At 67.1% G+C, this 19,252-nt stretch carries 19 protein-coding genes; 11 read left to right on the top strand and 8 right to left on the bottom strand.

The window, feature by feature from the left end:
• Nucleotides 1-16 precede the first annotated feature (16 nt).
• Nucleotides 17-2,164, bottom strand: coding sequence for an RNA degradosome polyphosphate kinase (locus ACCD06_RS09905; protein ID WP_109154617.1), 2,148 nt, complete (start codon nucleotides 2,162-2,164; stop codon nucleotides 17-19).
• A gap of 180 nt (nucleotides 2,165-2,344) precedes the next feature.
• Here ACCD06_RS09905 and ACCD06_RS09900 point away from each other — a divergent pair, with 180 nt between their 5' ends.
• The 7 genes from ACCD06_RS09900 (at nucleotide 2,345) to trmFO (ending at nucleotide 10,052) form a co-directional block, all read left to right on the top strand.
• Entirely contained in the window at nucleotides 2,345-2,863 is a 519-nt protein-coding gene (locus ACCD06_RS09900) for a SixA phosphatase family protein (protein WP_136705614.1), read from the top strand.
• An 84-nt stretch (nucleotides 2,864-2,947) separates the two neighbouring features.
• Nucleotides 2,948-4,555, top strand: coding sequence for a CYTH and CHAD domain-containing protein (locus ACCD06_RS09895; RefSeq protein WP_109075671.1), 1,608 nt, complete (start codon nucleotides 2,948-2,950; stop codon nucleotides 4,553-4,555).
• A 159-nt stretch (nucleotides 4,556-4,714) separates the two neighbouring features.
• A complete protein-coding gene (uvrA, locus tag ACCD06_RS09890) occupies nucleotides 4,715-7,582 on the top strand; it encodes an excinuclease ABC subunit UvrA (protein ID WP_109075672.1) in 2,868 nt (955 codons plus the stop codon).
• A 62-nt stretch (nucleotides 7,583-7,644) separates the two neighbouring features.
• Nucleotides 7,645-7,842, top strand: a complete 198-nt coding sequence (locus ACCD06_RS09885; RefSeq protein WP_109075673.1) for a hypothetical protein — start codon at nucleotides 7,645-7,647, stop codon at nucleotides 7,840-7,842.
• A gap of 132 nt (nucleotides 7,843-7,974) precedes the next feature.
• Nucleotides 7,975-8,280: a nucleotidyltransferase family protein gene (locus tag ACCD06_RS09880; protein ID WP_413340371.1), complete on the top strand. Its 306-nt coding sequence runs from the start codon at nucleotides 7,975-7,977 to the stop codon at nucleotides 8,278-8,280.
• Nucleotides 8,268-8,675 carry a nucleotidyltransferase substrate binding protein gene (locus tag ACCD06_RS09875; protein ID WP_413340369.1) on the top strand — a complete coding sequence of 136 codons (408 nt, stop codon included), beginning with the start codon at nucleotides 8,268-8,270 and terminating at the stop codon, nucleotides 8,673-8,675. Before ACCD06_RS09880 ends, ACCD06_RS09875 begins: the two co-directional genes overlap by 13 nt.
• A 33-nt stretch (nucleotides 8,676-8,708) precedes the next feature.
• Nucleotides 8,709-10,052: a methylenetetrahydrofolate--tRNA-(uracil(54)-C(5))-methyltransferase (FADH(2)-oxidizing) TrmFO gene (gene trmFO / locus ACCD06_RS09870; RefSeq protein WP_413340367.1), complete on the top strand. Its 1,344-nt coding sequence runs from the start codon at nucleotides 8,709-8,711 to the stop codon at nucleotides 10,050-10,052.
• Between the two features lie 22 nt (nucleotides 10,053-10,074).
• Here trmFO and ACCD06_RS09865 read toward each other — a convergent pair whose 3' ends face one another.
• Entirely contained in the window at nucleotides 10,075-10,929 is an 855-nt protein-coding gene (locus ACCD06_RS09865; RefSeq protein WP_413340364.1) for a phytoene/squalene synthase family protein, read from the bottom strand.
• Between the two features lie 123 nt (nucleotides 10,930-11,052).
• On the opposite strand from ACCD06_RS09865, the gene ACCD06_RS09860 reads away from it, so the two are divergent.
• From ACCD06_RS09860 to ACCD06_RS09845, 4 genes are all read left to right on the top strand, one after another.
• The gene (locus ACCD06_RS09860) at nucleotides 11,053-11,925 is read left to right on the top strand and encodes a squalene/phytoene synthase family protein (RefSeq protein ID WP_109154610.1); all 873 of its coding nucleotides are present in this window, start codon (nucleotides 11,053-11,055) and stop codon (nucleotides 11,923-11,925) included.
• A 70-nt stretch (nucleotides 11,926-11,995) separates the two neighbouring features.
• Nucleotides 11,996-12,925, top strand: a complete 930-nt coding sequence (hpnD, locus tag ACCD06_RS09855) for a presqualene diphosphate synthase HpnD (protein ID WP_413340362.1) — start codon at nucleotides 11,996-11,998, stop codon at nucleotides 12,923-12,925.
• Complete coding sequence (hpnE, locus tag ACCD06_RS09850) at nucleotides 12,925-14,301, top strand: hydroxysqualene dehydroxylase HpnE (RefSeq protein ID WP_413340360.1); 1,377 nt, start codon at nucleotides 12,925-12,927, stop codon at nucleotides 14,299-14,301. Before hpnD ends, hpnE begins: the two co-directional genes overlap by 1 nt.
• A gap of 5 nt (nucleotides 14,302-14,306) precedes the next feature.
• Nucleotides 14,307-14,900, top strand: coding sequence for a superoxide dismutase (locus ACCD06_RS09845; protein WP_109075681.1), 594 nt, complete (start codon nucleotides 14,307-14,309; stop codon nucleotides 14,898-14,900).
• 62 nt (nucleotides 14,901-14,962) lie between these two features.
• On the opposite strand, the gene ACCD06_RS09840 is transcribed toward ACCD06_RS09845, so the two are convergent.
• From ACCD06_RS09840 to yajC, 6 genes are all read right to left on the bottom strand, one after another.
• A complete protein-coding gene (locus tag ACCD06_RS09840; protein WP_413340357.1) occupies nucleotides 14,963-15,325 on the bottom strand; it encodes a type II toxin-antitoxin system PemK/MazF family toxin in 363 nt (120 codons plus the stop codon).
• Nucleotides 15,312-15,527 carry an AbrB/MazE/SpoVT family DNA-binding domain-containing protein gene (locus tag ACCD06_RS09835; protein ID WP_413340355.1) on the bottom strand — a complete coding sequence of 72 codons (216 nt, stop codon included), beginning with the start codon at nucleotides 15,525-15,527 and terminating at the stop codon, nucleotides 15,312-15,314. The genes ACCD06_RS09840 and ACCD06_RS09835 overlap by 14 nt, the downstream gene beginning before the upstream one ends.
• 61 nt (nucleotides 15,528-15,588) lie before the next feature.
• The gene (locus tag ACCD06_RS09830) at nucleotides 15,589-15,966 is read right to left on the bottom strand and encodes an Mth938-like domain-containing protein (protein WP_109075682.1); all 378 of its coding nucleotides are present in this window, start codon (nucleotides 15,964-15,966) and stop codon (nucleotides 15,589-15,591) included.
• Between the two features lie 30 nt (nucleotides 15,967-15,996).
• A complete protein-coding gene (secF, locus tag ACCD06_RS09825; protein ID WP_109075683.1) occupies nucleotides 15,997-16,953 on the bottom strand; it encodes a protein translocase subunit SecF in 957 nt (318 codons plus the stop codon).
• 11 nt (nucleotides 16,954-16,964) lie between these two features.
• On the bottom strand, nucleotides 16,965-18,563 hold the full coding sequence (gene secD, locus ACCD06_RS09820) for a protein translocase subunit SecD (protein WP_109075684.1): 1,599 nt from the start codon (nucleotides 18,561-18,563) through the stop codon (nucleotides 16,965-16,967).
• 125 nt (nucleotides 18,564-18,688) lie between these two features.
• Entirely contained in the window at nucleotides 18,689-19,117 is a 429-nt protein-coding gene (gene yajC, locus ACCD06_RS09815) for a preprotein translocase subunit YajC (protein ID WP_109075685.1), read from the bottom strand.
• Nucleotides 19,118-19,252: the final 135 nt, after the last annotated feature.

The raw sequence follows: 19,252 nt of genomic DNA, 5'->3' as shown, positions 1-19,252 counted from the left end.
CTCCCGTCACCCGCCCTCAGGACACCGCGTGCAGCATAAGCCGCGGCGGCGTGCGCTTGCTGCTGAGCGCGCTGCCCCGGCCGGACAGGCTGGGGTTGGTCATGAAGTAATTATGGGCGCTGAACGCGTCCGGGCCAGCTTTGATCCGATGGTACACGCCATCGGGCCCCAGCTTCCAGGTGCTTGCGTCGTCCTTCATGTTGGCGACCATGATCTGGTCGAGCACCTGTTCATGCACCGTCGGGTTTTCGATGGGAACCAGCGTTTCGATGCGGCGGTCCAGGTTGCGGGTCATCCAGTCGGCCGAGGAGATGAACACCTTGGCCTGATTGCTGGGCATGGGATGGCCGTTGCCGAAGCAGATGACGCGGCCATGCTCCAGGAATCGGCCGACGATGCTGCGCACCCGGATATTCTCCGACAGCCCCTTCACCCCGGGCCGCAGGCAGCAGATGCCGCGGATGATCATGTCGATCTGCACCCCGGCCTGCGACGCCTTGTACAGCTTGTCGATGATGACCGGGTCGACCAGCGAGTTCAGCTTCACCCAGATCGACGCCGGACGGCCGGCGGCAGCATGGGCGATTTCCGCCTCGATCAGGTCGAAGAGGCGCTGGCGCAGAGTGATCGGCGCGATGGCGATCTTCTCCAGCACCTTCGGCGTCGCGTAGCCGGTCATGAAGTTGAACATGACGGCGGCGTCGTGGCACAGCGCCGGATCGCAGGTGAAGAAAGACAGGTCGGTGTAGACCTTCGCGGTGATCGGGTGATAGTTGCCGGTGCCGAAATGGACGTAGCTGCGCAGCGCCTTTTTCTCGCGCCGCACCACCAGCGACACCTTGGCGTGCGTCTTCAGGTCGACGAAGCCGTAGACCACCTGGGCGCCGGCGCGTTCCAGGTCGCGCGCCCAGCGAATGTTCGCCTCCTCGTCGAAACGGGCCTTCAGCTCGACCAGCGCGGTCACCGACTTGCCGGCCTCCGCCGCCTCGATCAGCGCGGCGACGATGGGGCTGTCCTTGCTGGTGCGGTAGAGCGTCTGCTTGATCGCCACCACCTGCGGGTCGCGCGCCGCCTGCCGGATGAACTGCACCACCACGTCGAAGGATTCGTAGGGGTGGTGGACGACGATGTCCTTGTGGCGGATCGCCGCGAAGCAATCGCCGCCGAAATCGCGGATTCGTTCCGGGAAGCGGGCGTTGAAGGGGCGGAAGACCAGATCCGGCCTTTCGTCGACGATCAGCTGCTTGGTGTCGCTCAGGCCGATCAGCCCATCCAGGATGAAGACGTCGTCCGAGGCGACGTTCAGCTCATGGCGCAGGAAATCGCGCAGGTCGGCCGCCATGCCGCTGTCGGTGGCAAGCCGGATGACGCTGCCGCGGCGGCGGCGCTTCAACGCGCTTTCGAAGGTGCGGACCAGATCCTCAGCCTCTTCCTCGATTTCGATCTCGCTGTCGCGCAGGACGCGGAAGACGCCGTGCGCCTTGACCTGGAACGGCGGGAACAGGCGGTCGATGAACTGCATCACCACCTTTTCCAGCTGGAGGAAGCGGATGTCCGAGCCGGGCAGGCGCAGGAACCGCTCCAACTGCGAGGGCAGCGGCACCAGGGCGTCGATATGACGGCCCTTGACCGGATCATGCAGTTGCAGAGCCAGCGAGAATCCGAGATTGGGCAGGAACGGGAAGGGGTGGGCGGGATCGACGGCGATGGGGGTCAGAATCGGGAAGATGTCGTCCAGGAACTTGGCTTCCAGCCAGTCCAGCTCGCCCTCGCTGAGATCCTTGGGATCGACCACGGAGATTCCGGCTTCCCGCAGCTCGCCCTTCAGCGTGCGCCACATCGTCTGCTGGCTGTCCATCAGCAGGGCGATGCGCTGCTTCACCGCGGCCAGCTGCTGGGCGGGCGTCAGATTCTCCGGGCTCGGCGCCTTCACGCCGGCGGCCACCTGCCCTTTCAGGCCGGCGACGCGAACCATGTAGAATTCGTCGAGGTTGCTGGCGGAGATCGACAGGAAGCGCAGCCGCTCCAGAAGCGGGTGATTCGGGTTGGCGGCCTCGTCCAGGACACGCTGGTTGAAGGCCAGCCACGACAGCTCCCGATTGATGAAGCGTTCCGGAGCGTTTGGCTCGATACCGACCGAATCGAGTTCCTGGAGTTGCGTCACGTCGACCTCTGAAATCTTGAAACCCTGGGCGCCGGCGCCTGCCTTCCAGCGGTGCCGACGACGGTTATATGGTGGGCAGACAGAGTATCCCATATGCGTTACGGTTTCAGGACTCCCATTTGGCTAAACACTGCAACCTGTCCCTCCCCTGCTCATCCCCCCTGCCGGCCGGTTTCCGCCATGAAGACGCTGTTCCTGCTGCGCCACGCCAAATCCTCCTGGGACGATCCGTCGCTGGGCGACCACGACCGGCCGCTGAACGCCCGTGGCGAGAAGGCGGCCACCTTGGTCGGCGGCTATCTGGCCAAGCATCACGCCCACGTCGACCTCGTCCTGTGTTCCACGGCGGTGCGAGCGGTGGAGACACGCAAGCGCGTGATGGCGGCCATCGGCGCGCCATACCCACCGGTCGAGCATGAGCGGGGACTTTACCTGTGCGGCGCCCGCACGCTGCTGGAACGGCTGCGCGACGCGCCGGATAGGGCGACCGGCCTGATGCTGGTGGCGCACAATCCGGACCTGCACGAGCTGGCGAACGCCCTGACCGGCAGCGGCGACCACGGGCTGCGCCATGCGCTGGCCGACAAGTTCCCGACCGGCGCCTGTGCCGTCCTCGTCTTCGAAACTCTGCATTGGGCCGACCTGGAATTGGGAGCCGGTCGGCTGGCGGATTTTGTGCAGCCGCGTAAACTCTCTTAACCTGCGGCGACGGTTGGGGTATCCACGGAGCCACCTGGTTCATTCGAGGCCGCGCTCCGGCCGGATTCGGGAGGATGCCGACCCTTGCCACCCGCCATTCCGCCCGTCAGCCCGTCCGTACTTCCCGATGCGCAGCCCTCAACCCCCGCCGCTTTCCGCGAGGTGGAGCTGAAGCTCCATGCCGCATCGGCGGATCTGGCTCGGGTTGCCTCCCTTCCGGGGCTGCTGGCGCTGGCCGACGGGCCGGCGACGACGCAGCGGCTGCGCACCGCCTATTTCGACACCCCCGACCTGAAGCTGGCGGCGAACGGCGTGGCGTTGCGCGTGCGGCAGGAGGGCGACCGCTTCATTCAGACGCTGAAGACCGTGAACAGCGCCAGCCCCGGCGATTCCGCCGCCGTGGCGGTGCGGCGGGAATGGGAATGGGTCGTCGCGGGCGAAGCGGTGGATATCGGCGTGCTGAGCGATCCCGGCGTCGCCGGGCTGGTTCCGGCGGCGGCACTCGATGCGCTGGACTGCCTGTTCATCACCGATTTCCGCCGCACCACCCTGCTGCTGCGCCCCGATACGCTGACGGCGGTCGAGCTGGCGGTGGATGACGGCGCCATTTATGCCGGCGGCAACTCTCTGCCGGTCGGCGAGGTGGAACTGGAGCTGAAGGCCGGCAAGGTCGCCAGCCTGTTCGATCTGGCGCTGACCCTGCAAGCCGCCATCCCCATGCGCATCGGCACCGAAAGCAAGGCGGAGGCCGGGCTGCGGCTGGTCACCGGCAAGGCGCCGGGGCCGGTGGAGGCCGAACCGCTCGGCCTGTCGCCGCTGACCACAGTGGCCGAGGCCTACCGGCACATCCTGCGGCAGGCGTTGCGCCAGTTCCTCGCCAACGAATCCTGCGCGCTTGCGGGCGGCGATGTGGAGGGGCTGCACCGCATGCGCGTCGCGCTGCGGCGGCTGCGCATCGCCCACCGCTTCTTCGCGCCGCTGGTCGCCTCCCCCGAGGCCGACCGGCTGGTGGAGGAAAGCCGCGCGCTCGCCAAGCGGCTGGGGCCGGCGCGCGGGTGGGACGTGCTGATGTCCGGCGTCATCGACCCGCTTCTCGCCAATCCGAAGGCAGCGCCGGGCATCGACCGCACGGCGTTGGAGCGGCTGGCCTCGCTCGCCCGGACCGCGGGTGCCGGACCGGCGCGGGAAGCGATGGCGGCGATCCTGGCACCGGGCTGCACGACCATGGTCCTGGCGCTCGCCGCGTGGCTGGAGCATGGCCGCTGGATGTCGGAGGCCGACGGCGACCGCCGGGCCGCGCTGTCGGCCCCGGTCACGACGGTGGCCGGCGGCTGGCTGTCGGCGCGGATGGCGAAGCTCGGCAAGACGGCGAAGCCGCCGGAGGATGCCAAGGCGCGCGACAAGCTGCGCCGGCGGCTGCGCACGCTGCGCTACACCGCCGACTTCTTCCGCGGCCTGTATCCGGAGGCCGCCACCCTGCCCTTCTTCGCGGCGCTGGAACCGTTGCAGGCGGCGCTGGACGCCGAGCAGGACGCCATCACCGGCGCCCGCATGCTGGGATCGTTGAAGGGAGGGGAACAGAAGACGGCCGCTGCCGTCGCCGCCTGGATCGACCGCCAGTCAGACAAGCGGCGCAAGGCGCTGCCCGATCTGTGGAAGCGCTTCCGCGCGGTGCCGCCCTTCTGGTCATGACCGACCCGCGCCGGGCGCCGGTGGCAATGGCGCGCCCAGCGCATATATCGTCAGCCGGCCGGCCTTAGGGGCACCGCTTTTCGGCCGGCCGTTTTTCGTCATGCGTCGCGGCGCCTTGCCGCTTTCCATCCGGAAAAGCTTCGGGTAAAAGAACACTCCATGAACAAGTACATCAGCGTCCGCGGCGCGCGGGAACATAACCTGAAGAACGTCGATGTGGATCTGCCGCGCGACGAGCTGATCGTCATCACCGGCCTGTCGGGATCGGGCAAGTCGTCGCTTGCCTTCGACACGATCTATGCCGAGGGGCAGCGGCGCTATGTGGAGAGCCTGTCGGCCTACGCGCGCCAGTTCCTGGAGCTGATGCAGAAGCCGGATGTCGATTCGATCGAGGGGCTGTCGCCGGCCATCTCCATCGAACAGAAGACGACGTCGAAGAATCCGCGCTCCACCGTCGGCACGGTGACGGAGATCTACGACTACATGCGCCTCTTGTGGGCGCGGGTCGGCATCCCCTATTCGCCGGCCACCGGCTTGCCCATCGAAAGCCAGACGGTCAGCCAGATGGTCGACCGCATCATGGCGATGCCGGAGGGCACGCGCCTGCTGCTGCTGGCCCCCTTCGTCCGCGGCCGCAAGGGCGAGTACAAGAAGGAAATCCAGGACCTGCGCAAGCGCGGCTTCCAGCGCGTGCGGGTCGACGGCACCATGTACGAGATCGACGAGGTGCCGGCGCTCAACAAGAAGCTGAAGCACGACATCGAGGTGGTGGTCGACCGCATCGTAGTGCGCGAGGGGCTGGGCAACCGTCTGGCCGATTCGCTGGAAACCGCGCTGGGGCTGGCCGACGGCATCGTCTGGGTCGAGAATGCCGAGACCAACGAGCAGACCGTCTTCTCGCAGAAGTTCGCCTGCCCGGTCAGCGGCTTCACCATTCCGGAGATCGAGCCGCGGTTGTTCTCCTTCAACAACCCGTTCGGCGCCTGCCCGGCCTGCGACGGGCTGGGCAGCAAGATCTATTTCGACCCGATGCTGGTGGTGCCGGACGAGCGGCTGACGCTCGCCAAGGGTGCCATCGCGCCGTGGGCCGGATCGACCTCGAAATATTACGACCAGACGCTGGAAAGCATCTGCGAGCATTTCGGCGCGTCGATGACCACGCCCTGGCAGGATCTGCCGGAAAAGGTGCGCCAGACCATCCTGTTCGGCTCCGGCGGCTCGGCCATCACCATGACCTATGACGACGGGCTGCGGCGCTACCAGACCAACAAGCCGTTCGAGGGCATCGTCAACAATCTGGAACGGCGCTATCGCGAGACCGACAGCGCCTGGACGCGCGACGAGCTGTCGAAATACCAGTCCTCCCAGCCCTGCGAGGTCTGCAAGGGCGCGCGGCTGAAGCCGGAGGCGCTGGCGGTCAAGATCCGCGGTCGCAACATCTCGGAGGCGGCGGAACTGTCCATCGCCGGCGCCGGTGCGTGGTTCAGCGAGTTGAACGAGCATCTGCGCCCCAAAGACCGCGAGATCGCCTATCGCATCCTCAAGGAGATCAACGAGCGGCTGGGATTCCTCAATGCCGTCGGGCTTGAGTATCTGACGCTCAGCCGCGGGTCCGGCACGCTGTCCGGCGGCGAGAGCCAGCGGATCCGGCTGGCCTCGCAGATCGGCTCCGGCCTGACCGGCGTGCTTTATGTGCTGGACGAACCGTCCATCGGCCTGCACCAGCGCGACAACGACCGGCTGCTGGAGACGCTGAAGCGTCTGCGCGACATCGGCAACACCGTTATCGTCGTCGAGCATGACGAGGACGCCATCCGCAGCGCCGACTATCTGGTCGACATGGGTCCCGGCGCCGGCCAGCATGGCGGGACCGTCATCGCCCAGGGCCGCCCGGAGGAGGTTCAGAAGAACCCCAACAGCATCACCGCCCAGTATCTGAACGGCACCCGCTTCGTGCCCGTGCCCGACACCCGCCGGCCCGGCCATCCCGGCCAGTTCCTGGAGGTGCAGGGCGCCCGAGCCAACAATCTGCAGAACGTCTCGACCAAGATTCCGCTCGGCACCTTCACGTGCGTGACCGGCGTGTCGGGCGGCGGCAAGTCGACGCTGATCATCGAGACGCTCTACAAGGCGGTTGCGCGCAAGCTGATGGGCGCCCGCGAGCATCCGGCGGACCATGACGCGGTGCTGGGGCTGGAGCATCTGGACAAGGTCATCGACATCGACCAGTCGCCGATCGGCCGCACCCCGCGCTCCAACCCCGCGACCTACACCGGCGCCTTCACGCCGATCCGCGACTGGTTCGCCGGCCTGCCGGAATCGAAGGCGCGCGGCTACGGCCCCGGCCGATTCTCCTTCAACGTCAAGGGCGGGCGTTGCGAGGCCTGCCAGGGCGACGGCGTCATCAAGATCGAGATGCACTTCCTGCCCGACGTCTACGTCACCTGCGACGTCTGCCACGGCAAGCGCTACAACCGCGAGACGCTGGAGGTCACCTACCGCGACAAGACCATCGCCGACGTGCTGGATATGACGGTCGAGGAGGGCAAGGAGTTCTTCAAGGCGGTGCCCGGCATCCGCGACAAGATGGATACGCTGGAACGCGTCGGCCTCGGCTACATCCACATCGGGCAGGCGGCGACGACCTTGTCGGGCGGCGAGGCGCAGCGCGTCAAGCTGTCCAAGGAACTGAGCCGCCGCGCCACCGGCCGCACGCTGTACATCCTCGACGAACCGACCACCGGCCTGCATTTCGCCGACGTCGAAAAGCTGATGGAGGTGCTGCATGCGCTGGTCGACCAGGGCAACACGGTGCTGGTGATCGAGCACAATCTGGAGGTCATCAAGACCGCCGACTGGATCATCGATCTGGGTCCGGAGGGCGGCACCGGCGGCGGCGAGATCGTCGCCGAAGGCACCCCGGAGGATGTCGCAAAGGTGGAGCGGAGCTATACCGGACGCTACCTCGCCCCCTACCTGAAGGCGAAGCCGGCGGTGCGGAAATCGGCAACCCGAAAGAGGGCGTGAACAAACACAAGCTGCGCCACGTTCTCCCCTGCAGAGTTCGCATTGCATGGGAGACGAGAGGCATGAGCAAGACGCTTCTGACCGGCTTGGGGGCCGCCGTGGGTGCGGCCCTCCTGCTGGCGGCCTGCGGGTCTGACAAATCCACCACCAGCACGACGACCACGACGACCACCAGCCCCGGCTATGGTTCGACGGCCGTGCCGCCGCCGCCCACCGGTTCGACCACCGTCGAGCGCAGCACGACGACGAAGAGCGAGTGAGCCGTCGCTCCGGTTGACGTTTCTGGCTCGATGTTCTGACTGACTCCTGATCGACTTGCAGCCGGCCTTCTTTGCGGGGGCCGGCCTTTTCCTGTGACCGTATCCTGTTCTGAATTGTGTTAAACTGCGGTCATGATGAACCCGGTACGCCTGCGCGCTCTCGACGCCGTGAAGCACATAGTCCTTGAGCAATTGGCGGGGCATCCAGCCCGCGTCTACCTGTTCGGCTCCTGTGCCCGCGGCGACGTAGGGCACTGGAGTGACATCGACGTAGCCATCGACCCGCTCGAACCGCTTCCTCCCGGTCTGATCGGCGAGATCAACGAAGAGTTGGAAGAGAGCACTGTTCCATACTTCGTCGATGTGGTGGATCTCCGGACGGCTGGACAGGAGGTCCGGCAGGAGGTCGAACGGGAAGGTATCGAATGGACAAGGTAAGCCGGAAGCTCGACAACGCACGCCAAGCCCTGGCACGTTTTCAGGAGGTCCTCGCCCGCCCCGTTGATGATGTCGTTCGCGATTCCGCAATTCTGCGCTTCGCCTTGGCAACCGAGACGGCCTGGAAAGCTGCAAGGTCGGTGATCGACGACCAGATGGGAGCCGAACACCTCACTTCGGCAAGTCCGAAAGCCATGGTCCGAGAAAGCCAGATTGCCGGTTTTCTGACTGAGGAGCAGGCTGAGGCGGCAATGAGAATGATGAACGACCGTAATCTGACGGTTCACACCTACGATGAAGAAAAGGCGAACGAGCTGTTTTCGCGCCTACCTGCCCATGCCGCACTCATTGAATCCTGGATCTCGGCGATGCAGAGCGCCATAACCCGCCCCTGATCCGCCTGCTCCTACAGTGTTCTGGAAAGTCCAATGACCGACACCCTTCGCCCCGTCCATGTCATCGGCGGCGGTCTCGCCGGCTCGGAAGCCGCGTGGCAGCTTGCCTCCCGCGGCGTGCCCGTCGTGCTGCACGAGATGCGGCCGGTCCGCAAGACCGAGGCCCACGACACCGACAAGCTGGCGGAGCTGGTCTGCTCCAACTCCTTCCGGTCGGACGATGCCGAATACAATGCGGTGGGACTGCTGCATGAGGAGATGCGGCGCTGCGGCTCGCTGATCCTGCGCTGCGCCGATGCGCACAAGGTGCCGGCCGGCGGCGCGCTCGCCATGGACCGCGACGGCTTTGCCGATGCGGTGACGGAGGCCGTCTCCACCCACCCCCTCATCACCATCCAGCGCGAGGAGGTCGCCGGCCTGCCGCCGGAGGAGTGGGACAGCGTCATCGTCGCCACCGGCCCCCTCACCTCCCCGGCCCTGGCCGAGGCGGTGCGCAGCCAGACCGGCGAGGAGTCGCTGGCCTTCTTCGACGCCATCGCCCCGATCGTCTATCTGGAGAGCATCGACCTGTCGAAGGCGTGGTTCCAGTCGCGCTACGACAAGCCCGGCCCCGGCGGCACCGGCAAGGACTACATCAACTGCGCCTTCGAGAAGGATGACTACCGTGCCTTCATCGACGCGCTGATCACCGGCGAGAAACTGGACTTCAAGGAGTGGGAGAAGAACACCCCCTACTTCGAAGGCTGCCTGCCGATCGAGGTGATGGCGGAGCGCGGCGTCGACACCCTGCGTTACGGACCGATGAAGCCGGTCGGGCTGACCAACCCGCACAAGCCGGAGCGCCGCCCCTACGCGGTGGTCCAGCTGCGCCAGGACAATGCGCTGGGCACGCTGTACAACCTCGTCGGCTTCCAGACCAAGCTGCGCCATGCCGAACAGGCGCGCATCTTCCGCATGATCCCCGGCCTGGAGAACGCCGAGTTCGCGCGGCTGGGCGGCATGCACCGGAACACCTTCCTGAACAGCCCGCGCATCCTCGATGGCGCCCTGCGGCTGAAGTCGCTGCCGCGCCTGCGCTTCGCCGGGCAGGTCACCGGCTGCGAGGGCTATGTCGAGAGTGCGGCCGTCGGCCTGCTCGCCGGCCGCTTCGCCGCCGCGGAGCGTCTGGGCCAGGAGATCAGCACGCCGCCGGTGACCACGGCGCTCGGCGCCATCCTCGGCCACATCACCGGTGGAGCCGAGGCGGAGACCTACCAGCCGATGAACGTCAATTTCGGCCTGTTCCCTCCGGTGGACGACAAGATCCGGGGCCGCGACCGCAAGCTTGCCTACACCCGTCGGGCTCTGGCCGATCTCGACGGCTGGCTGAAGGACTGACCGGCAACCAGAAGCGCGGGCGTCAGTAGCGCCCGCGCATCGCCGCCCAGCCCAGCCGAAGCTGACGGAACGGGTTGGCCAGCATCACGCGCGGGGCGAACACGTCGTGGCCCTCCCGCGCGATCACGCCCAGATGCAGGTCGGCCAGCGTCGCCGGCAGCAGCGCCGGAACCGCGGCCTTGGGCACCTCGCGGCGCAGGGCGCGGGCCTCGGCCAGATGCTTGCGGGCGACCTCGGCGATCTCCCCCACCACCGGCCGCAGCTGCGGCGTCGAGCGGCCGGCGAACAGATCCTCGCTGCCGGCGCCATGCCGCTGCATCAGGTCGTCCGGCAGACGCTGCCGGTGCTGGCGGGCGAGGAAGGGAACCGCGCGCAGAATGCCCGAGAGGGCATAGGCGATGCCGACATGACGCGCGGCCGTCATTGCCGCGACATCCCGCACGCCAACGATCTCCAAGGCCAACTGGACCAGCGGCGCCCCCGTCACCTCGGCATAATTGACGAGACAGGTCAGGTCGGCCGGCGGGGTGTCGTCCAGATCAGCTTCGCGCGCGTCGATCAACTTGTCGAACAGGGCACGGCTCAGCCCCAGTCCGCGCGCGGCCTGGGCCAGCGGCTCCATCACCTCGTGGCGCGGTACGGGTCCATCCTCATAGACGGCTTCGATGCCGTCGCGCCAGAATTGCAGCCGCATCTGGCCCAGGATCGGTTCGCTGACCACCTCGCGCGTCTTCGCGATCTCCAGGTTGAAGGCGTAGAGCGCAAAAGTCGCCTCCCGCCTGTCGGCTGGGGTAAACAAACCTGCCAGAAAGTGGTCGTTGTCATATTTCCGAACCTCCCGTCCGCAATAGGACAGGTCGGTCGCAGCCTTCACCATGTGATGCTCGATTGGAAAAAGAGGGGAGGAGCGATGGAAGGACGGGCCAAAGCCAGTTGCTACGCCTATATGAAGCACACACGGTCGCACCGCCAGCCCCGACGCGCAGCAGGCAGGGATCCCATGACGGATTTCAACATCGCCCCGACGAAACCCCGCAAGACCGGCCCGGTCGCCCGCAAGGACGAGACGGGTGAGAATTTCCCGGTCGCCTCCCGCCTGATTCCGAAGCACCTGCGTCCCCATGTGATCGCTTTCTACCGCTTCGTGCGTCTGGCCGACGATATCGCCGACGATCCGGATCTCGAGCCGGAGACCAAGCTGGCCTATCTGGAGGCGCTGGAACGGGCGCTGACCTCCGGCCAAGCCAAGCACGCTTATCTGAAGCCGGCCACCGAGCTGCGCGAGAGCCTGCAGAAGACCGGCGTCAGCGACCGCCATGCCCGCCAGATCCTGCGCGCTTTCCGCCGCGACTCCGTCGGTGCCCGCTGCCACAGCTGGAGCGACCTGCTGCTCTACTGCCGCTTCTCCGCCAACCCAGTCGGCCGCTATCTGCTGGATCTGCATGGCGAGGGCGTGGCCGCCGGGCCGGCGTCGGACGCGCTGTGCTCCGCGCTGCAGGTACTGAACCATCTGCAGGACGCGCGGGAGGACTGGACCCAGCTCGGCCGCTGCTACATCCCGCTGGGCTGGTTCGACGAGGCGGGAATCAGCGTCGAACGCTTGGTGGAGGTCGAGAGCGACGCCCGCCTGCGCGCCATCTTCGATCAGGCGCTGGAGCATACCGACCGGCTGCTGGAGCGTGCTGCCGCCCTGCCCGGCCTGATCCAGCACCGTGGCCTGCGGATGGAGGCGGCGGTGATCCTCAGCCTCGCCGAATCGCTGTCGCGGCGGCTTAAAGCGCGTGACCCGATGAAGGCGCGGGTTACCCTGGGCGCCCATCACAAGCTGGCCGCCGTGGCGCGGGGGCTGGCGCGGAGCTTCTCCGCCGCATAAACTCCTGGGCCACACGTCGCGACGTGCGCCAAAAGGCACGTCAGGACGGGCAATGCCCAGGATGCTACAGATGACCCCTCCGCCGCTGGAGACGGCCCCGCTGGAACCGGTATCCACGACGTTGCCGGACGACAAGTCACCCGATACGGCGACCAGCGTCACCGCGAAATCGGGCAGCACCTTCTACTGGCCGATGCGTCTGCTGCCCGCGTCCAAGCGGGCGGCGATGTTCGCGATCTATGCCTTCTGCCGCCGCATCGACGACATCGCCGACGAACCGGGCGAGCCCGCCGCCAAACGGGCGGCGTTGGACGTCTGGCGGTGCGACATCCGCGATCTCTATGTCGGCAGGGCTCCCGGCGGCCCGCTGACCGCGGCACTGAAGGGCGCGATCGAGCGGTACGGCCTGCCACGGGCGGAGCTGGAGGCCCTGATCGACGGCATGGCGATGGATGTCGCTGGCGAGGCGCCCGGTTCCGGCGGCATGCGGGCGCCCGACCTCGATACGTTCCGGCTCTATTGCCGCAGGGTCGCCGGTGCCGTCGGCATGCTGGCGATCCGCGTGTTCGACCGCGCCGATCCGGCAACGGAACGCTTCGCCCTGGCATTGGGCGAGGCCCTGCAGCTGACCAACATCCTTCGTGATCTGGCCGAGGATGCCGAATTGGACCGGCTCTACCTGCCGCGGGAACTTCTGCTGGCCGCCGGCATCGACAGCGACCGCCCGGACGAGGTCCTGGCCCATCCCGCCCTGCCCCGCGCCTGCGAGGCGCTGGCCGAACTGGCCGAGGCCCGCTTCGCCGAAGCGCGCTCCGCCATCGCAGGTCATGCGCGGGGTTCGCTGTGGGCGGCCACCGCCATGATGGTGCTGTATCACCGGCTGCTGAGACGCCTGCGTGCCGCCGGCTGGCGCGACCTGAACGCGCGTGTCCGGGTCGGCCGGCGTGAAAGCGCCTGGGTGGCGGTGCGCTGCATGCTCGGCTTCCCCCCGGCCGCCTGATGAGCGAGGCGGGCATCGTCCATGTGATCGGCGCCGGGCTGGCCGGGTTGGCCGCCGCCGTCCGGCTGGCGGAGGCCGGTCGGCGTGTCGCGGTCTATGAGCAGGCTCCGCAGGCCGGTGGGCGTTGCCGCAGCTTTCACGACGCCACGCTCGGCCGGTCGATCGACAACGGCAACCATATGGTGCTCAGCGGCAATCGGGAGCTTCTCAACTATGCGAAGCGGACCGGCGGTAGCGATGCACTGGAAGAGTTGCGGCCGGCGGCCTTTCCCTTCCTCGACCTGCGCGACGGCGCCAGTTGGACGCTTCGCCCTGGCGGGCTGTGGTTATTCGACCCGGCCCGCCGGGTGCCCGGCAGCCGGCCGCGAGACTATCTGGCATCCCTCCGTTGCCTGACCGCCCGGCGGGGGCAGTCGGTCGCCGATTGCCTGTCACCCAACGGAATGCTGTTCGAGCCGCTGTGGCGCCCGCTGGCGGTCTCCGCGCTCAATGGGCCGGTGGAGCGCGTCTCCGCCCGTCTGTTCGGCGCCGTGCTGCGCGAGACGCTGTTGCGTGGCGAGGCGGCCTGCCGGCCGGTGCTGGCTCCGCGTGGCCTGTCCGCCGCCTTCGTCGATCCGGTGCTGGCACGGCTGCGGGCCGCCGGTGCGGCGCTGCATCTGGGCGCGCGGGTGGAGGGGCTGACCTTCGACGAGGACCGCGTGACCGGCTTTTCCGCCGGCGGCAGTGCGGTAGCGCTCGGTCCGCTCGACAGCGTGGTTCTCGCCGCACCGGCCTGGGTGGCGGAGCGGCTGGTGCCGGGGCTGACCGTGCCGCCGCCGGGACCGGCCATCGTCAACCTGCATGTCCGGCTGGACGGGCCGGTGCGGCTGCCGGGCGGCCTTCCCTTCGTCGGGCTGGTCGGCGGCACCGCGGAATGGCTGTTCGCCCGCGACGACCTGCTGTCAGTCACCGTCAGTGACGCCGACACGCTGGCCGACCTGCCGGCCGAGGAGATCGCTGCCCGACTGTGGGCCGAGATCGCCCCGCACCTGCGACTCGGAGGTGCGACACCGCCCTTCCGCGTGGTGAAAGAGCGGCGGGCGACGCCGGAGCAGTCGCCCGAATCGGTCGCGCGCCGTCCGGGCGCCCGCACCCGCTGGAGCAACCTGACGCTGGCCGGCGACTGGACGGAAACGGGGCTTCCTGCCACGTTGGAGGCTGCCGTGCGCTCGGGAAACCGGGCTGCCGATGCCACTTTATCGAATGGAAATAACCCTATACGACGGTCGGGACCGTTTCCGGCCTTCACAAGCTTCCGTCATCGGCCTATTTGGACGGACGGAGGTGCCGTGCTCGCAAGGCCCGGCCCGGAAGGACAATCAAAGAAGAGAGGGTAAATCAAATGGCGTTCGAACTTCCGCCGCTTCCGTATGCGTACGACGCTCTGGCTCCGTACATCTCGTCGGAGACCCTGCACCTGCACCATGACAAGCACCACCAGACCTACGTCACCAACCTGAACAACCTGACCAAGGACACCCCGCTGGCCAACGCCAGCCTGGAGGAGGTCATCAAGGCTTCCGCCGGCGACGCGTCCAAGGTCGGCATCTTCAACAACGCCGCCCAGGTGTGGAACCACACCTTCTTCTGGCAGTGCCTGAAGAAGGACGGCGGCAAGATGCCGGCGGCCCTGGAGCAGCGCATCGTCGCCGACTTCGGCAGCGTCGAGAAGTTCAAGGAAGAGCTGACCCAGGCCGCCCTGACCCAGTTCGGCTCGGGCTGGGCCTGGCTGTACCTGGACGGCGGCAAGCTGAAGGTCGGCAAGACCGGCAACGCCGACACCCCGCTGGCGCACGGCCAGAAGCCGCTGTTCACCATCGACGTGTGGGAGCATGCCTACTACGTCGATTTCCAGAACCGCCGCGCCGATTTCGTGAAGGCGGTCATCGACAACCTCGCCAACTGGGACTTCGCCGCCGAGCAGCTGGCTGCGTAATTTTCCCGTCGAGGGTTGAAAACGCAAAGGCGCCCGAAAGGGCGCCTTTGTCGTTTCCAAGGTCAAGCGTCCCTGCCCGCCTTCAGTATCTCTGCAAGATGGCGGCCCACCTGCCGGCTGACAGCCCCGCGATCCGCCGCGGCAAGCGAGCCGAGCAGTTCCGCATCACGCGCGTCGATCACGGCAACCTTCGCCGTACGCACGACCGAGGAGGCTGGAAGTCCTGCCGTTTCAAGGTCGCCGACAGGCACATCCGACGGCCAGCCCCGGTTTTCGGCGCTGGTGATCATCAGGACCCATAGCAGGCTGTGATTTGTCTGCAGATCACCGCAAGCCACGACCAATGCCGGTCGACGCTGGCGAACTGGACGGTCGGCGTAGGGGAATGGGACCTTGACGACGTTCCAGATTTCAAAGGTCGGCATAAGCCTGCCGATCCGCTTCGCTGTCCCATTCCGTAAAGCAGCGGAACGGGTCGTCGACCGCAGCCGGCGTGGCTCGGGTCAGGATGACGCGGCCGTCTTCGATGCGATAGGCGATCTCGTCGCCCTCGTGCAGACCCAATGCAGCCCGTACCGGCTGCGGAATCGTCGTCTGGGCCTTGCTGGTCAGCTTGCTGGTGATCATGGGGCACCAAGGTAAGGAACATCCTTACCTTAGTGTCCAGATGCTAGAGTTTCAATGGTTGCTAAACCGGCAGCATCGCCGCCGCGACCCGCCGGCCTTCGGCCAGCAGGACGTTGTAGGTGCGGCAGACCGCCCGGCTGTCCATCAGCTCCACCACCACGCCCTGTTCGCGCAGGCCGAGGCGCAGGTCCTTCGGGATCATCCGCATGGTGGGGCCTGTGCCGAGCAGAAGGATTTCCACCTTCGGCTCCGCCTCCAGCACGGGGGTGAAGTGGCCCACCGACAGGGAGGCGGCGTCGGACGCCTCCCATGCCAGGGTGCGGTCGGGCAGGACGATCACCGCGCCGACGCGCCACTGGCCGGAAATGCAGAACTGTCCCGGACCATAGCCGTCGATGACCTGACGGTCAGACGGGATCATCGGCATGATGTCGGCCATGCTGCCCTCTCCTTCCCCAAACGTCCGGCGTTACGGCGTGGTCGCCGGGGTGTTGCCCGCCGAGGCGGCATCGGGTGTACCGCGCCGCAGGCGGTTCTCGCCAAGGAACAGCAAGATGGGGGCGGCGATGAAAACCGACGAGCTGGTCGCAAGGATAACGCCGAAGATCAGCACGATGCCGAAGTCCTGCAGCGCCTCGCCGCCGAACAGCGCCAGCGGAATGATCGACAGCAGGGTGCAGACGGAGGTGCCGACGGTGCGGTTCAGCGTCTCGTTGATCGACATGTCGATCAGGTCGCGCAGCGGCATCTTCTTGTAGATGCGAAGATTCTCGCGCATGCGGTCATAGACCACCACCTTGTCGTTCACCGAATACCCCATGACGGTCAGGATCGCCGCCACGGCCGTCAGGTTGAACTGGATGTCGGTGATGGCGTAGAAGCCGACGATCTTGGTGATGTCGAGGATCAGCGTCACCACCGCGCCGAAGCCGAACTGCCATTCGAAGCGGAACCAGATGTAGACCAGCATCGCCAGCATGGCGAGGCCCAGCGCCAGCATGCCGTTGGCGAACAGTTCGCCGCTGACCGACGCGCCGACCGCTTCGACACGGCGGACCTGGGTGCCGGGGATCGCCTGCGCCAGCGTGTTGCGCACCTTGTCGGCGGCCACCTGCTGGGCGGCATCGTCGCCGGGCTGGCGTTCCAGGCGGATCAGCACATCCTGCGTCGATCCGAACTCCTGCAACGCCACCTGCCCCATGCCAAGGCCGGACAGGGTATGGCGCAGCGAGGCGAAGTCGGCGGCCTGGGGCGTACGGGCTTCGATGACGATGCCGCCACGGAAGTCGATGCCGTAATTCAGGCCGGGGTGGAAGAACAGGATGACGGACGCGATGGACAGGATCGCCGACACGACGAGGCCGGCGATGCGGCCGTTCATGAACGGGATCTTGGTGTTGTCGGGGACGAGGCGGAGATGGAACATCGTAAGACCTCTCAGACCGGCAACGCGGCCGGACGCGTCCGGCGCAGCCAGGTCACCATCATCAGGCGCACGAGCACCGTGGCGGTGAACATGGAGATGAGGATGCCGAAGGTGATGGTGACGGCGAAGCCCTTGATGGTGCCGGTGCCGAAGACGAACAGCAGCGCCATCTTGATGGCCGTCGTCAGGTTGGAGTCGACGATGGTGCTGTAGGCGCGACTGAAACCGGCCTCCATCGAGGCGAAGACCCCGCGGCCCTTCTTCGTCTCTTCGCGGATGCGCTCGTTGATCAGGATGTTGGCGTCGACCGCCAGACCCAGCGTCAGCAGGATGCCGGCGATGCCCGGCAGCGTCAGCGTGGCGTGAAGCAGCGACAGCGCCGCGATGGTCAGCACGATGTTGACGAGCAGGGCGAAGCAGGCGAAGGCACCGAACAGCCCGTAGCAGGCGATCATGTAGACGCAGACCATCAGGAAGCCGACGACGACGGCGGTCAGGCCGGCGCGGATCGAATCGGCGCCCAGGTCGGGCCCGACGGTCCGCTCCTCGATCACCTTCAGCGGGGCCGGCAGGGCGCCGGCGCGCAGCAGGACGGCGAGGTCGTTGGCGTTGGCAGCGGTGAAGTTGCCGCTGATCTGGCCGCGGCCGCCGGTGATCGGCTCGCGGATGACGGGGGCGCTGATGACCTTGTTGTCGAGCACGATGGCGAAGGGCCGGCCGACATTCTGCTTGGTCACCTCGGCGAAGCGGTTGGCGCCCGCCGTGTTGAATTCGAAATTCACCACCCATTCGCCGGTCTGCGGGTTGGTGCCGGCCGATGCGTTCTGCAGCGTGGCGCCGTCGACCTCGACCTTCTTGCGGATGACGTATTTGGACTGGTAGCGGTCGCCTTCGGCCGACGGCAGGATCTCCGACCCCGGAGGGGCGCGGCCGGTGCTGGGGTCGGCGTTCACGTCGACCAGCCGGAAGGTCATCTTGGCGGTGGTGCCCAGCAGCCGCTTGATGCGGTCAGGGTCTTCCACGCCGGGCAGCTGGACCAGGATGCGGTCGTTGCCCTGGCGGGCGATCGTCGGCTCGTTCACGCCGGTCTCGTCGATGCGGCGGCGGACGATCTCGATCGACTGTTCGATGGCCTGGGTGGCGCGGTCGCGCAGCGCGACCTCGCTCAGCGCCACGGTCACCGTGCTGCCGTTGACGGTCACGTCCAAGTCCGGCTGCCCACCGCCAAGCGCCGTGCGGCCCACCGGGCTGGAGAGCTGGCGCAGGGCCTTCACCGCCTCTTCGGCCTGGGCCGGGTCGCGCAGCTGGACGGTCACGGCGCGCTCGCCGGCGTTCAGCGCGGTGTAGCCGATGTTGGCGGTGCGCAGTTGCTGCCGGGCGCCATCGACCAGACCTTCCACCCGGTCGCGGATGACGGTGGCCATGTCGACTTCAAGCAACAGATGCGATCCGCCGCGCAGGTCGAGACCCAATGACACCCGGGTGTTGGCATACCAGGACGGCAGCGCCGCCAGCGTGTCGCGGCCCAGGAAGTTGGGCAGCATCAGGATGAAGCCGGCGATGCAGGTCGCCAGGATCAGGTAAATCTTCCAGCGCGAAAAATAGAGCATGCGTCACTCGAATCCGATCAGACACCCGGTCCGGGCGACCGGTCCGCCGCTTGCGGGCGGACGACGGCCGGGCCGGACGGGAAGCGCCTTCGGGCCGACCCGCGGAAGAGGGGCCCGGCTGCGGCTTACTTGCGGCCGAACAGCTTGCCGATCCCGCCGGCGGCGGTGGTGTCAGCCGGCTTGGCCTCGCCCTCGGTGGCCGGGGTGGTGGCGTCGCCGCCGGACTTGCCGGCCGGCTCGGTCTTGGCGAGCACGAGGTTCACGGTGGAGCGCAGGCAGCGCACACGCACGTTCTCCGCGATCTCGACGGTGATCTCGTCGTCGGTGCCGACCTTGGTGACGGTGCCGATGATGCCGCCGCCGGTCACGACGCGGTCGCCGCGGCGGATGGCCGACAGCATGGTCTTATGCTCCTTCATCTTCTTCTGCTGCGGACGGATCAGCAGGAAGTAGAAGACGACGAAGATCAGGATCAGCGGCAGAAACTGGACGAGCATGTCACCGCCGCCGCCAGCCGGGGCCGCCGTCTGTGCATAAGCCGTCGAAACGAACATCTGGAAGCTCCTTACAGGTTTGGTCTCGGCACCCAATCGGCGTTCCGCCGGGACGCCGCGACTATAGCCGCCCATGACTGGGATGCAATGGTGATGCGCCACAATCCGCAGGGCGGCCACAGCTTGTGTGCTTGC

It is taken from the genome of Azospirillum sp. CT11-132 (assembly GCF_047302835.1).
In the GTDB taxonomy this organism is placed as follows: Bacteria; Pseudomonadota; Alphaproteobacteria; order Azospirillales; family Azospirillaceae; genus Azospirillum.
The sequence above is the reverse complement of the archived record's forward strand: the minus strand, read 5'-3'. Positions and strand labels throughout refer to the sequence as shown.